The following is a 13,892-nucleotide window of genomic DNA, read 5'->3' on the forward strand; positions in this document are numbered from 1 at the left end:
GCAGCCATCGCGCCGTTTTGGTGCTGTACTGCACCGGGTCCCACGATAAAGCGCAATGACCACTGCTCTGGCATAAGTCTTGCGCGCTTTGTTTCCATGCCCTGGCTCGCAGGAGGCCGCCGTGTCGATTCATGTCGCGTTGCACCACGTTACGCATTACCGCTACGACCGCGCGGTCGAACTCGGCCCACAGATTGTTCGTCTGCGTCCGGCGGCCCATAGCCGCACGCGGATTCTTTCCTACGCGCTGAAGGTGCTGCCGGAACAGCACTTCATCAATTGGCAGCAAGATCCCCAGGGCAATTACCTGGCGCGTCTGGTGTTCCCGGAAAAAACTGACGAGCTGCGCATCGAAGTCGACCTGGTCGCGGAGATGGCGGTATTCAATCCGTTCGATTTCTTCCTGGAACCCTACGCCGAAAAAATCCCTTTCAGCTACGCCGCCGATGAGCAGCGCGAGCTGGCGCCGTACCTGGAAACATTGCCGCTGACCCCGCGATTCGCCGCGTATCTGGCGGGTATCGACCGCACGCCGTTGCCGGCGGTGGATTTCCTGGTGGGCCTGAATCAGCGTCTGGCCGCCGATATCGGCTACCTGATCCGCATGGAGCCGGGGGTACAAACTCCGGAATTCACCCTGGAAAACGCCTCCGGTTCCTGCCGGGATTCGGCGTGGTTGCTGGTGCAACTGCTGCGTAATCTCGGTTTGGCGGCACGATTTGTGTCGGGCTATCTGATCCAGCTGACCGCCGACGTCAAAGCCCTCGACGGCCCGTCCGGCACCGAGGTGGATTTCACCGACCTGCACGCCTGGTGCGAAGTCTATTTGCCTGGCGCCGGCTGGATCGGCCTCGATGCCACCTCCGGTTTGTTCGCCGGTGAAGGTCATATCCCGTTGGCCTGTAGTCCTGATCCTTCTTCCGCGGCGCCCATCAGCGGCCTGGTGGAACCCTGCGAGTGCGAATTTACCCACGAGATGTCCGTGGAGCGGATTTGGGAAGCCCCCAGGGTTACCAAGCCCTACACCGAAGAGCAGTGGCTGGCGATCCAGGCCCTGGGCCGGCAGATCGACGGTGACCTGCACAAGGACGACGTACGCCTGACCATGGGCGGCGAACCCACCTTCGTTTCCATCGACGACCCCGACGGCGCCGAATGGAACACCGCCGCCCTGGGCCCGGACAAACGCCGGCTGTCCGCCGAGCTGTTCCAGCGCATGCGCAAGCACTACGCACCCAAGGGCCTGGTGCATTTCGGCCAGGGCAAGTGGTACCCCGGCGAGCAACTGCCGCGCTGGTCCCTCAACTGCTACTGGCGCCGCGACGGCGTGCCGATCTGGCACAACAGCGCGCTGATCGCCGATGAGCAGGAAAGCTATGGCGCCGACGGCGTGATGGCCGGGCGTTTTCTGGCCAGCGTTGCCGAGCGCCTGAAACTGCCCGCGCAGTTTGTATTCCCGGCCTACGAAGATAATTTCTATTACCTGTGGCGCGAAGGCGCCTTGCCGCAAAACGTCAGCGCCGAAGATCCGCGCCTGGAGGACAAGCTTGAGCGCGAACGCCTGCGCAAGGTCTTCAGCCAGGGCCTGGATAAAGTCATCGGCCAGGTGCTGCCGCTGGCACGCACGGCGGCCAATGACCGCTGGCAGAGCGGGCGCTGGTACCTGCGGGACAACCATTGCCGCCTGGTGCCGGGCGATTCACCGTTGGGTTATCGCCTGCCACTGGCCTCGCAACCGTGGGTAACGGCGGCGGACTATCCGTTCGTGCACCCCACCGATCCCAATCAGGACCTGGCAGACCTGCCGACCACCTCACAACTGCAAAGCCATGGCGAGGCAGCTGCCAGCCAAGACCGTATCCCGAAGATCGACGAGTCTGCCGACTGGCTGACCCGCACCGCCCTGTGCGCCGAGGCACGGGACGGCCGCTTGTACCTGTTCATGCCGCCGCTGGAACGGGTCGAGGATTACCTGGAACTGGTGGCCGCCATCGAAGCCACCGCCGAAGAACTGCATTGCCCGGTGTTGCTGGAAGGTTATGAGCCGCCGAGCGACCCACGCCTGAGCAACTTCCGGGTGACGCCGGATCCGGGTGTGATCGAGGTCAACGTGCAGCCGTCCGCCACCTGGGACGAGTTGGTGGAACGCACCGAGTTTCTCTACGAAGAAGCCCGGCAAACCCGCCTCACCACAGAAAAATTCATGATCGACGGGCGCCACACCGGCACCGGCGGCGGTAACCACTTTGTGCTCGGTGGCGCTACGCCCAAGGATTCGCCGTTCCTGCGGCGTCCCGATCTGCTGCGCAGCCTGATCAGCTATTGGCATAACCATCCGTCATTGTCCTACCTGTTTTCCGGCCTGTTCATCGGCCCGACTTCCCAGGCACCACGGGTCGACGAAGCGCGCAACGATGCGCTGTATGAGCTGGAAATCGCCTTCGCGCAGATGCCCGAAGCGGGCGAAGAATGCCCGCCATGGTTGGTGGACCGCCTGATGCGCAACCTGCTGATCGACGTCACTGGCAATACCCACCGCGCCGAGTTCTGCATCGACAAGCTCTACTCGCCGGACGGTGCCACCGGCCGCCTGGGCCTGCTGGAATTGCGTGCCTTTGAAATGCCGCCCCACGCCCGCATGAGCCTGACCCAGCAGTTGCTGCTGCGGGCACTGGTCGCGCGGTTCTGGCGTGAACCCTATGCGCCGCCGAAGCTGGCGCGCTGGGGCACAGAGCTGCACGACCGCTTCCTGCTGCCGCACTTTATCGAGCAGGATTTTGCCGACGTGATCGTCGAGCTGAACGCTGCCGGTTATCCGCTGCGGGCCGAATGGTTTGCCGCGCACCTGGAGTTCCGTTTTCCCAAGGTCGGTGACTACGCCGTCAGCGGCATCGAACTGGAATTGCGCCAGGCCCTTGAGCCCTGGCATGTGCTGGGCGAAGAGGGTGCGGTGGGCGGTACGGTGCGTTACGTGGATTCGTCCCTGGAGCGCCTGCAGGTCAAGTTGAGTGGCCTGCCGCCCCAGCGTTACCTGCTGACCTGCAATGGCATCCCGGTGCCGCTGCAACCCACCGGGCGTGTCGGCGAGTTTGTGGCTGGCGTGCGCTATCGCGCCTGGCAACCGGCCAACTGTTTGCAGCCGACGATCCCGGTGCATGCGCCACTGGTGTTCGATCTTTTGGACACATGGATGCAGCGCTCGCTGGGCGGTTGCCAGTACCATGTCGCCCACCCGGGCGGGCGCAATTACGACAGCCTGCCGGTGAATGCCAATGAAGCTGAAAGCCGGCGGATGGCGCGGTTTTTCCGCTTGGGACACAGCCCCGGGAAATTGCCGGTGCCGAGTGTGGTGATCAATGATGAATTGCCGATGACCCTGGATTTGCGGCGCTTCCCCAATAAGAATGACTAAATGCGATTCAAAATGTGGGAGCGGGCTTGCTCGCGAATACGGTGTATCAGAAACACATTAAGTGACTGACACTCCGCTTTCGCGAGCAAGCCCGCTCCCACACAAGCCCGCTCCCACAGTTGGATCGCGTGGTTTGTGAGTTAATTCGACTTCCCTTGCCTCTGCCGAGCGTTCCATGCCCGACTTGCTCGACCGTTACCCGCTGACCGCGGGCACTTATCACGAACTGCTGGACGACAGCGGCGCGGTTCGCGCCCATTGGCAGCGGCTGCTCGATCACTTGCAACGCAGCACCCCGGCGCAACTGGCTCAGCGCCAGGCCTTGCTGACCCGGCAGATCCAGGAAAACGGCGTGACCTATAACGTCTACGCCGACCCCAAGGGCGCCGATCGTCCCTGGGAGCTGGACCTGCTGCCCCACGTGCTGGCCGCCGATGAATGGAAGCAACTCTCCGCCGGCATCGCCCAGCGTGCGCGCCTGCTGAATGCAGTACTGGCCGACCTCTACGGCCCGCAACGCCTGATCGCCGAAGGCTTGCTGCCGGCAGAACTGGTGTTCGGCCATAACAATTTCCTGTGGCCGTGCCAGGGCATCCAGCCGCCCGACGGCGCGTTCCTGCACCTGTACGCCGTGGACCTGGCGCGTACGCCGGATGGCCGCTGGTGGGTCACCGCCGACCGGACCCAGGCCCCGTCCGGCGCCGGTTATGCTTTGGAAAACCGCACCATCGTGTCCCGCGCCTTCCCGGACCTGTACCGCGACTTGCAGGTGCAGCACCTCACCGGGTTCTTCCGCACCCTGCAGGAAACCCTGGCCCGCCAGGCGCCGAGCGACGACCAGCCACCGCTGATCGTGCTGCTGACCCCGGGCCGTTTCAACGAAAGCTATTTCGAGCATCTGTACCTCGCCCGCCAGCTTGGCTACCCGCTGGTGGAAGGCGGCGACCTGACCGTGCGCGACGCCACGGTGTACCTCAAGACCCTCAGCGGCCTGCGCCGGGTGCACGCGATCATGCGCCGCCTGGACGACGATTTCTGCGACCCGCTGGAACTGCGCACCGACTCGGCCCTCGGCGTGCCCGGCCTGCTGGATGCCGTGCGCCAGGGCAATGTGCTGGTGGCCAACGCCCTGGGCAGTGGCGTGCTGGAGTCCCCCGGCCTGCTGGGCTTTCTGCCGAAGATCAATCAATTCCTGTTTGGCGAAGAGCTGATCCTGCCGTCCATCGCCACCTGGTGGTGCGGTGAGCCGCCGGTGCTGGCCGAAGCCCTGGAGAAACTGCCGGAACTGCTGATCAAGCCGGCGTTTCCGTCGCAAAGCTTCACCCCGGTATTTGGCCGCGACTTGAACGACGAACAACGCGAGGCCCTGGCTGAGCGCATGCGCGCGCGGCCTTACGCCTATGTCGCCCAGGAACTTGCGCAGTTGTCCCAGGCGCCGGTCTGGCACACCGTTGACGATCACCTTCAGCACCGCGCCATCGGCATGCGTGTGTACGCCGTAGCCAGCGCCGACGGTTATCGGGTACTGCCCGGTGGCCTGACCCGTGTGGCCGCCGATGCCGATGCCGAAGTGGTGTCGATGCAGCGCGGCGGTGCGAGCAAGGACACCTGGGTGCTCGGCGAACGTGCCCATGGCACCGAGCAATGGCGCGCCCAACGGGCCATCGGCGCCCATGACCTGGTGCGACGTGATCCGTACCTGCCGTCGCGGGTGGTGGAAAACCTGTTCTGGTTTGGCCGTTATTGCGAGCGCTGTGATGACAGTGCGCGCTGGTTGCGGATCGTCCTCGCCCGCTATGTCGACGGAGACGACCCGCTGGCGCTGCAGGCGGCGGTTGAACTGGGTGAGAACCTGCGACTGTTGCCGGAGGAGGGCGAGTTGCCTGAGCGGCTTCAGGCGGCGTTGCTCGGTGACGACTGGCCGTCGAGCCTGCGGGCCAACTTGCAGCGCTTGCAGTGGGCGGCGTCCCAGGTGCGCGGCAAGCTGTCCCGGGAAAACTGGCAGGCGCTGGTGGAGTTGCAGCGCGAAGCCCTGGAACTGGAAAGCGAAGAGCCGGACTTCGGCGAACTGCTGGATTTCCTCAACCGCCTGGTGATGTCCCTGGCCGCGCTGTCGGGCTTTGCCCTTGACGACATGACCCGCGACGAAGGCTGGCGCTTCCTGATGATGGGCCGGCGCATCGAGCGCCTGCAGTTTCTCAGCAGCAGCCTGGCGGCGTTCCTGCGCGGCGTGGCGGTGTTCGATCAGGCCGGGCTGGAGTGGTTGCTGGAACTGGGCAACAGCAGCATCACCTATCGTTCGCGCTACCTCGCGGTACCGCAGCTGATTCCGGTGCTGGACCTGTTGCTGCTGGATGAGCAAAACCCCCACGCAGTGCTGTTCCAGCTGAAACTGGTGAGCCGCACCTTGCGCCGCTTGAATGACGATTTCGGCGTGCCCCGGGAAACCGGGTTGGCGCCATTGGTGGAGCGCCTGGCGCGCTTTGACCTGGGCTGCCTGGAGAACCCGCTGTTCGGCGAGTCCAGTGTGCGTGCCGCGCTGGATGGCCTGGCCGACCTGCTGCAAGCGGTGGCCGATGAAAGTGGGCAAGTCTCCGACCGCCTGGCCTTGCGCCATTTTGCCCATGTGGACGATGTCAGCCAGCAAACGGTGTCTGTGTGATGAGTGCCCGCTACCAGATTTTCCACGATACCCACTACCACTACGACAGCCCGGTGTCCCTGGCCCAGCAGCTGGCGCACCTGTGGCCGCGGCCTTGCGCCTGGCAGCGCTGCAGCTCGCAGCAACTGGAGATCAGCCCCGAGCCGACCTCGCGCCGGGATGAACTGGATGTGTTCGGCAACCCGATCACCCGGCTGGCATTCGAGCGGCCCCATGATGAACTGCTGGTGAACGCCGGGCTGACAGTGGAGGTGTTGGCGCGGCCGCTGCTGGATTTCAGCCTGTCGCCGGCCTGGGACCAGACCCGCAACGGCCTGACCTACAGCAGCCAGCCGCTGTCGGCCGAAGTGATCGAGGCGTGCCGCTATCGGTTCGAATCGCCCTATGTGCATTTGAAGAAAAGCTTCGTCGAGTTCTCCGAAGACTGTTTCCCGGCCGGTCGTCCGTTGCTGTTGGGTGTGCAGGCGCTGATGCAGAAGATCTTCAGCGAATTTACTTTCGATGCCGAAGCCACCCAGGTCGCCACGCCGCTGGTGGAAGTGCTGGAGCGCCGGCGCGGCGTGTGCCAGGACTTCGCCCACCTGATGCTCGCGTGCCTGCGTTCCCGGGGCCTGGCGGCGCGGTATATCAGTGGTTACCTGCTGACTCAGCCACCGCCCGGCCAACCACGGTTGATTGGCGCGGATGCGTCCCACGCGTGGGTGTCGGTGTTTTGCCCTGTGTCGGGTTGGGTGGATTTTGACCCGACCAACAATGTGCAGCCGGCACTGGAACACATCACCCTGGCCTGGGGCCGGGACTTTTCCGATGTTTCGCCGTTGCGGGGGGTGATTCTGGGGGGAGGGAGCCATGACCCGGAAGTGCGGGTGACGGTGATGCCGCTGGAGTAATGCACATATCTCAAATCGGGACGCGGAGCGCCCCAGGATGCATTCCCACGCGGAGCGTGGGAACGATCACCTATTCAGCGTCTTTCGGTGCTTCGGTTTCGTCTGTAGCCACTGTACCTTCAGCATCCGGGTTCAGTGCACCGGCTTCTTCGTCGGCTGCAATTTTCTTGCGCTGCAGCTTTTCCTCTTTCTTCTGCTCTTTGGCCAAGTCTCTCTGACGTTTGGCGAAGGAGTAATTAGGTTTTGCCATGGGCGATCCTCTGGGGTCGAAGGTGAGGTTGAGCGGCGCGTATTCTGCCTTTAATCGCGTCCCAAGGGTTAATCGGGTTTTTGGTCCACCCATTTGGGCAGGACCAGCGGTTGCCAGGCATCCAGTACGTCAAGCAGCTCAGCCGGCGATTCGCTCATTTGCAGCATGGCACGATGCGGTGCCCGGACGAAGCCTTCGCCGACGATATGATCAAGAAAATCGGTCAACTTGCGGTAAAAGCCGTTCACTTCGAGCAACCCCAGCGGTTTGCCGTGGTAGCCGAGCTGGCCCCAGGTCCAGACTTCGAACAGTTCTTCCAGGGTGCCCAGGCCGCCCGGCAGCGCAATAAAGGCGTCGCTCAGCTCGGCCATGCGTGCCTTGCGGGCGTGCATGCCGTCGACCACCTCCAGGCGGGTCAGGCCTTTGTGGCCGATTTCGAGGTTTTTCAGGCTTTCGGGAATAATTCCGATCACCTCGCCGCCGGCTTCCAGCGCCGCATCGGCGACGATACCCATCAGGCCCACGGCGCCGCCGCCGTACACCAGGGTCAGCTTGCGCTCCGCCAGCGCGCGCCCGAGGTCCACGGCTGCTTCACGGTAGGCCGGGTTGGTGCCGCTGCTGGCACCGCAAAACACACAGACAGACTTCAAGGACATACCTGACTCCACTCAGTTGTGGCTAAAGAGTAAAGGCTGGCTTGCGTCTCTCAAAGGATTAAACCTCGCGTTGAGGTGTTTCGCAGGTGCCGCTGGCACCACAGGCATAGGCGGCAAGCAGGCTGCGGAACAGGCTATTGAGGTGCATGGCTGGGACTCCGGAAGGGTGATGGACCGATCATAGGCCGGCACCCGCACTTTGGCCGGTAGATTGTGTCGATGAGTCTGATAGCCTAAAGTTGTATACAATCTGTTGATACAGATCATATGAAGTCCTGCCTGACTCAGGCACCCTTGTCGCACTATGCGTTTTTTAAACCCTGCCCTGGAGATTCACATGTTTGCCAAACTCGTTGCTGTTTCCCTGCTGACTCTGGCTAGCGGCCAGTTGCTTGCTGCAGAGTGCAAGGTCACTGTCGACTCCACTGACCAGATGTCCTTCAACACCAAGGCCATCGAAATCGACAAGAGCTGCAAGACGTTCACCGTTGAGTTGACCCACTCCGGCAGCTTGCCGAAAAACGTCATGGGCCATAACTGGGTGCTGAGTTCCGCCGCCGACATGCCTGGCATCGCCAGCGACGGCATGGCCGCCGGTATCGACAAGAACTACCTGAAAGACGGCGACACCCGCATCATCGCCCACACCAAGATCATCGGTGCCGGCGAGAAAGACTCCGTGACCTTCGATGTGTCGAAGCTGGCGGCAGGCACTGACTACGCGTTCTTCTGCTCGTTCCCAGGCCACATCTCGATGATGAAAGGCACTGTGACCCTGAAGTAAGCAATCTTCAGGCAAAAAAAAGCGCCCTTCGGGGCGCTTTTTTTTGCCTGTAGGCAGGCTGCTCTTGTGGCGAGGGAGCTTGCTCCCGCTGGGCTGCGGAGCAGCCCCAATAAGCTCACCGCGTAGCATCAGAAAAAGCAGTAAGCAGGTTTCAGGGGCCGCTTCGCGCCCCAGCGGGCGCAAGCTCCCTCGCCACAGCAAGCTCTTTCACCACAGCAAGCTCTGTTTCACCACAGCAAGCTCCTTCACCACAACAAGCCCTTTTGCCAGAATGAGCCGCTACGTCAGATCAGGGTGCAAACGGCATCACCCGCTTGTGCTCGGTCTTGCGATAGGTGTCGCAGATGATCTTGAAGGCTTCCTCGCGCACCGGCTCGCCGTGCAGGAACGCGTCGATCTCGGCATAGGTCACGCCATGGGACGCTTCGTCCGGCTTGCCCGGCGACAGGTCTTCCAGGTCGGCCGTCGGGATCTTCTCTACCAGCGATTCCGGAGCACCAAAGTGCCGGGCAATCGCGCGCACCTGGTTCTTCACCAGCCCGCTCAGCGGTGCCAGGTCGCAGGCGCCGTCACCGAACTTGGTGAAAAAGCCCATCACGGCTTCCGCCGCATGGTCGGTACCGATCACCAAACCACCGGCCGCGCCGGCGATGGTGTACTGCGCCACCATGCGCATGCGCGCCTTGGTGTTGCCCAGCACGAAGTCCCGGGAGACTGCGGCCTTGCCTTCAAACGCCGCCACTTCATTGGCCAGGGATTTCACCGCCGGGCCGATGTTCACTGTGTGGCGTTCGTCGGGTTCGATAAAGTCCACGGACGCCTGGGCGTCGTGTTCGTCGAACTGGGTTTCGTAGGGCAGGCGCACCGCGATAAAGCGGTACGCATCGTCACCCTTGGCAGCCCGCAACTCTTGCATTGCACGCTGGGCCAGCAGGCCGGCGGTCAGGGAGTCGACGCCGCCGCTGATGCCCAGCACCAACGTCTTGAGGCCTGAATTGAGCAGGCAATCCTGGATAAAGGTAACGCGCCGGGCGACCTCCGCCTCAAGGGCGGCCTGGTCCTTGAACGGCGGTTGGACCTTGAGCTGTTCAGCAATCTCGCGCTGTACGGCTTGCATGATTCACTCCTTGCTGGGTAGGGCAGGTACTTTGAAAACGTGGCGCAAATAGGCGACAAAGTTCGGATCGGTGCAGTGGGTCTTGCCCGCTTCATCGGAAATCTTCGCGACGGGCTGGCCATTACAGGCAGTCATTTTAAGCACGATGCTCATCGGTTCCACACCTGGAATATCACAGGTCAGGTTGGTGCCGATGCCGAAGCTCACATTGATCCGACCACGCAGCGCGCGGAAAATCTCCAGCGCCTTGGGCAGCGACAGGCTGTCGGAGAACACCAGGGTCTTGCTCATGGGCTCGATCCCCAGCTTGTGATAGTGGGCGATCGCCTTTTCGGCCCATTGCACCGGGTCACCGGAGTCGTGGCGCAGGCCGTCGAAGAGCTTGGCGAAGTACAGGTCGAAATCGCTGAGAAACGCATCGGTGGTGATGCAATCGGTCAGGGCGATGCCCAGCAGGCCACGGTACTCGCGCACCCAGCAGTCGAGGGCGGCGATCTGGCTGTCGATCAGGCGCGGGCCGAGTTGCTGGTGGGCCATGATCCATTCGTGGGCCATGGTGCCCAGCGGCTTCATGTTCAGCTCGCGGGCCAGGTGCACGTTGCTGGTGCCGACAAAACGCCCGGGGAAGTCGTGCTTGAGCACGTTCACCACTTCTTCCTGCACGCGGTAGGAGAAGCGTCGACGCGTGCCGAAATCCGCGACCTGCAGTTCGGACAGTTCTTCGACGCTGGCGTTGGCCGTCAGCCAGTCGAACTTGCGATACAGCTGCTCGCGGGCCTGTTCGAGGATCACGCTCTGGTAGCGATAGCGGTTACGCACTTCGCTGACGATGGCCAGCATCGGCACTTCAAACAGGATCACGTGCAGCCATGGCCCGCGCAGGCGGATAAACAGCTCACCGTTTTCGATACCGGTGTGCACGTAGCGCAGGTTGAAGCGAAACAGCCCGAGGAAACGCAGGAAATCCGGCTTCATGAAGCTGATGCGTTCCAGGAAGCCCAGTTGGTCGGGGCTCAGGCTCAGCTCGGCGAGGCGCTCGATCTGGTAGCGGATCTCCGCCAGGTACGGGCGCAGGTCTTCACTGTTGCGGCAACGAAACTCCCATTCAACTTCCACGTTCGGGTAGTTGTGCAGCACCGCCTGCATCATGGTCAGCTTGTAGAAGTCGGTGTCGAGCAGGTTCTGCACGATGCGATCGGCAAACACACTCTCGCTCATAACGGGAATCTCCAGACGGGTCGGCGATGGGCGCCGACCTTTACGCACAATTAAGGAATGGCGCTAGTGGCGCATAGACCTGTGCTGTTTTGCCAGTGTTTTTTCAGCTGGGCATTGTTGTGTGGCCCCTGACGCCTTCGCGAGCAAGCCCGCTCCCACATTTGAAATGCGTTCCAAATGTGGGAGCGGGCTTGCTCGCGAAGGCGGTATTGCAGGCAACGCGCCTCAATCAGACTCAACCTGCTCCATCATCCACTTCACAAAATCCCGCACCTTGGGCACTTCCGCCGAGTGCTCGGGGTAGGCCAGGTAATAGGCATCCTGGCTCGGCATCGCATGCTGCCAGGGGATCACCAGCTTGCCTTCTGCTAGCTCTTCTTCCACCAGAAACCTGGGCAGCAGCGCCACACCGCAGCCAACCTGTGCGGCGCGAATGCACATATAAAAGGTCTCGAAGCGCGGCCCATGGTAGCTGTGCTCGGTGTGATGACCCTGGGCGGCGAACCAGTCATGCCAGCCTTGCGGGCGCGAGGCGTTTTGCAGCAACACCAGTTCGCTCAGTTGCGTGGGGTCGGTAAATGCTTGGGCGGGCAGGCTGTCGGGTGAGCACACGGGCACCAGTTCTTCGCTGAACAGCTTGAGGCTTTCGGTGCCGGGCCGTGAGCCCTGGCCAAAGTAGAAGGCCAGGTCGGCCTTGCCTTGCAGCAGCTCGTCGGGCTCCTGTTCGTTGCACAGGTCCAGGTGAATCTGCGGATGGCGCAGTCGCCAGCCCTTGAGGCGCGGCACCAGCCAGCGGGCGCCGAAGGTGTAGGGCGTGGACACCCGCAGCACTTCAGTCTCGCCGCCGTAGGAGCGCAGGTAATGGGTGGACATCTCCACCTGGGTGAGGATCTTGCGCACTTCCACCAGGTACAGATCGCCCGCCGGGGTCATCTGCAAGCGGCGGCGCACCCGGCGAAACAGCAGGTGCTGCAACAGTTCTTCCAGCTGCGCGACCTGTTTGCTGACAGCGCTCTGGGTGAGGTTCAGCTCTTCGGCGGCGCGGGTAAAACTCAGGTGGCGGGTGACCGCTTCGAAGCACTGCAGGGCGGTGATCGAGGGCAAATGTCTTTTATTCAGCACGGCACGCCTCTTTTTGTTCTTAGCATGAATAAACGGAATGATATCTCGCCTAATCGTCGTTTGTTGGCAAGTCTTGGGCCAGCTACAAATAAGGTCTGGATCGCCGCGACCGCTGGCGGCGCAAATTTCTGTTTGTAGATTGAAGGAGTGACCCATGGTTGCCGCATTGCTTGATCGTCTCGGGGTAAACCCGGCGCTGTACCAGTCGGGTAAACAACCCGTGCATTCGCCCATTGATGGCAGCCGGATTGCCAGTGTGCACTGGGAAGGCGCCGCCGAGGTGGAGCAGCAGGTCAGTCGCGCCGAGCATGCATTCGAGGCCTGGCGCAAGGTGCCGGCCCCGCGTCGTGGTGAGCTGGTGCGCCAGTTCGGCGACGTGTTGCGCGAGTACAAGGCCGACCTCGGCGAGCTGGTGTCGTGGGAAGCCGGCAAGATCACCCAGGAAGGTTTGGGTGAAGTGCAGGAAATGATCGACATCTGCGACTTCGCCGTCGGCCTGTCGCGCCAGTTGTACGGCTTGACCATCGCCTCCGAGCGTCCGGGCCACCACATGCGTGAAACCTGGCACCCGCTGGGCGTGGTTGGCGTGATCAGCGCCTTCAACTTCCCGGTCGCCGTATGGGCGTGGAACACCGCGCTGGCGCTGGTGTGCGGCAACGCAGTGATCTGGAAACCGTCGGAAAAAACCCCGCTTACCGCCCTGGCCTGCCAGGCACTGTTCGAGCGCGTACTGAAGAACTTCAGCGATGCGCCGCCGTACCTCAGCCAGGTGATCATCGGTGGCCGCGATGCCGGCGCCGCACTGGTGGATGACCCGCGTGTTGCGCTGATCAGCGCCACCGGCAGCACCCGCATGGGCCGCGAAGTAGCGCCGAAAGTCGCTGCACGTTTTGCCCGCAGCATTCTCGAACTGGGCGGCAACAACGCGATGATCCTCGGCCCAAGCGCCGACCTGGACATGGCCGTGCGCGCGATTCTGTTCAGCGCCGTCGGTACCGCCGGCCAGCGCTGCACCAGTCTGCGTCGGCTGATCGCCCATGAGTCGGTAAAAGAGGAAATCGTCACCCGCCTCAAGGCTGCGTATTCCAAAGTGCGCATCGGCCATCCGCTGGAAGGCAACCTGATCGGCCCGCTGATCGACAAGCACAGCTTCGAAAACATGCAGGACGCCCTGGAGCAGGCCTTGAGCGAAGGCGGCCGGGTGTTTGGCGGCAAGCGCCAGTTGGAAGACACGTTCCCCAACGCTTACTACGTGTCGCCGGCCATCGTGGAAATGCCGGAGCAGAGTGATGTGGTGTGCACCGAGACGTTCGCGCCGATTCTGTATGTGGTCGGCTATACCGATTTCGCTGAAGCGCTGCGCCTGAACAATGCGGTGCCACAAGGCCTGTCTTCGTGCATCTTTACCACTGACGTGCGCGAGGCCGAGCAGTTCATGTCGGCGGTAGGCAGTGACTGCGGGATCGCCAACGTCAACATCGGCCCGAGCGGCGCGGAGATTGGTGGCGCGTTTGGCGGTGAGAAAGAGACCGGTGGCGGGCGTGAGTCGGGCTCGGATGCATGGCGCGGGTACATGCGTCGCCAGACCAATACCGTGAACTACTCGCTGGAACTGCCGCTGGCCCAGGGCATTACCTTCGACTGATACCTCAAGTCGGAGTGAGGTCAATGTGGGAGCGGGCTTGCTCGCGAAGGCGGTGTATCAGTCGATATATAAGGTGACTGTCGCACCGCTTTCGCGAGCAAGCCCGCTCCCACATTTGACCGTATTTACAATTCGG

At 62.4% G+C, this 13,892-nt stretch carries 10 protein-coding genes; 5 read left to right on the forward strand and 5 right to left on the reverse strand.

Features of this window, described 5'->3' with window-relative positions; translation table 11 throughout:
- The first annotated feature begins 121 nt into the window (after window positions 1-121).
- The 3 genes from HX805_RS06860 to HX805_RS06870 all read left to right on the forward strand — a co-directional run bounded on the left by HX805_RS06860 (window position 122) and on the right by HX805_RS06870 (window position 6,964).
- The gene (locus tag HX805_RS06860) at window positions 122-3,412 is read left to right on the forward strand and encodes a transglutaminase family protein (protein ID WP_177080385.1); all 3,291 of its coding nucleotides are present in this window, start codon (window positions 122-124) and stop codon (window positions 3,410-3,412) included.
- A gap of 175 nt (window positions 3,413-3,587) precedes the next feature.
- Window positions 3,588-6,074: a circularly permuted type 2 ATP-grasp protein gene (locus HX805_RS06865; RefSeq protein ID WP_102604264.1), complete on the forward strand. Its 2,487-nt coding sequence runs from the start codon at window positions 3,588-3,590 to the stop codon at window positions 6,072-6,074.
- On the forward strand, window positions 6,074-6,964 hold the full coding sequence (locus tag HX805_RS06870; RefSeq protein ID WP_003217471.1) for a transglutaminase family protein: 891 nt from the start codon (window positions 6,074-6,076) through the stop codon (window positions 6,962-6,964). Before HX805_RS06865 ends, HX805_RS06870 begins: the two co-directional genes overlap by 1 nt.
- Before the next feature lie 70 nt (window positions 6,965-7,034).
- Here HX805_RS06870 and HX805_RS06875 read toward each other — a convergent pair whose 3' ends face one another.
- Together HX805_RS06875 and HX805_RS06880 are read right to left on the reverse strand one after the other, a co-directional pair.
- Window positions 7,035-7,214: a hypothetical protein gene (locus HX805_RS06875; protein WP_003217470.1), complete on the reverse strand. Its 180-nt coding sequence runs from the start codon at window positions 7,212-7,214 to the stop codon at window positions 7,035-7,037.
- 68 nt (window positions 7,215-7,282) lie between these two features.
- Complete coding sequence (locus tag HX805_RS06880; protein ID WP_177080384.1) at window positions 7,283-7,870, reverse strand: TIGR00730 family Rossman fold protein; 588 nt, start codon at window positions 7,868-7,870, stop codon at window positions 7,283-7,285.
- A 337-nt stretch (window positions 7,871-8,207) separates the two neighbouring features.
- Between HX805_RS06880 and azu the strand changes: the two genes are divergently transcribed.
- Window positions 8,208-8,654, forward strand: a complete 447-nt coding sequence (gene azu / locus HX805_RS06885) for an azurin (RefSeq protein ID WP_008439083.1) — start codon at window positions 8,208-8,210, stop codon at window positions 8,652-8,654.
- Window positions 8,655-8,943: 289 nt separating this feature from the next.
- Here azu and nadE read toward each other — a convergent pair whose 3' ends face one another.
- The 3 genes from nadE to HX805_RS06900 all read right to left on the reverse strand — a co-directional run bounded on the left by nadE (window position 8,944) and on the right by HX805_RS06900 (window position 12,111).
- Window positions 8,944-9,771, reverse strand: coding sequence for an ammonia-dependent NAD(+) synthetase (gene nadE / locus HX805_RS06890; protein WP_003217462.1), 828 nt, complete (start codon window positions 9,769-9,771; stop codon window positions 8,944-8,946).
- 3 nt (window positions 9,772-9,774) lie between these two features.
- Window positions 9,775-10,989 (reverse strand): nicotinate phosphoribosyltransferase, encoded by a 1,215-nt coding sequence (pncB, locus tag HX805_RS06895; protein ID WP_003217456.1) that lies wholly within the window; start codon window positions 10,987-10,989, stop codon window positions 9,775-9,777.
- A 225-nt stretch (window positions 10,990-11,214) separates the two neighbouring features.
- The gene (locus tag HX805_RS06900; protein ID WP_003217454.1) at window positions 11,215-12,111 is read right to left on the reverse strand and encodes a LysR family transcriptional regulator; all 897 of its coding nucleotides are present in this window, start codon (window positions 12,109-12,111) and stop codon (window positions 11,215-11,217) included.
- 154 nt (window positions 12,112-12,265) lie between these two features.
- Here HX805_RS06900 and HX805_RS06905 point away from each other — a divergent pair, with 154 nt between their 5' ends.
- Window positions 12,266-13,756 carry an aldehyde dehydrogenase family protein gene (locus HX805_RS06905; RefSeq protein WP_003217452.1) on the forward strand — a complete coding sequence of 497 codons (1,491 nt, stop codon included), beginning with the start codon at window positions 12,266-12,268 and terminating at the stop codon, window positions 13,754-13,756.
- Window positions 13,757-13,892 lie beyond the last annotated feature (136 nt).

The sequence above is a fragment of the Pseudomonas sp. G5001 genome, from assembly GCF_013385475.1.
GTDB lineage: Bacteria > Pseudomonadota > Gammaproteobacteria > Pseudomonadales > Pseudomonadaceae > Aquipseudomonas.

Bases quoted from the DNA above. Each gene is read 5' to 3' on its own strand.
- HX805_RS06875 (WP_003217470.1), bottom strand. From the start codon at position 7,214: ATGGCAAAACCTAATTACTCCTTCGCCAAACGTCAGAGAGACTTGGCC.
- azu (WP_008439083.1), top strand. From the start codon at position 8,208: ATGTTTGCCAAACTCGTTGCTGTTTCCCTGCTGACTCTGGCTAGCGGC.
- nadE (WP_003217462.1), bottom strand. From the start codon at position 9,771: ATGCAAGCCGTACAGCGCGAGATTGCTGAACAGCTCAAGGTCCAACCG.
- HX805_RS06865 (WP_102604264.1), top strand. From the start codon at position 3,588: ATGCCCGACTTGCTCGACCGTTACCCGCTGACCGCGGGCACTTATCAC.
- HX805_RS06905 (WP_003217452.1), top strand. From the start codon at position 12,266: ATGGTTGCCGCATTGCTTGATCGTCTCGGGGTAAACCCGGCGCTGTAC.
- pncB (WP_003217456.1), bottom strand. From the start codon at position 10,989: ATGAGCGAGAGTGTGTTTGCCGATCGCATCGTGCAGAACCTGCTCGAC.
- HX805_RS06880 (WP_177080384.1), bottom strand. From the start codon at position 7,870: ATGTCCTTGAAGTCTGTCTGTGTGTTTTGCGGTGCCAGCAGCGGCACC.
- HX805_RS06870 (WP_003217471.1), top strand. From the start codon at position 6,074: ATGAGTGCCCGCTACCAGATTTTCCACGATACCCACTACCACTACGAC.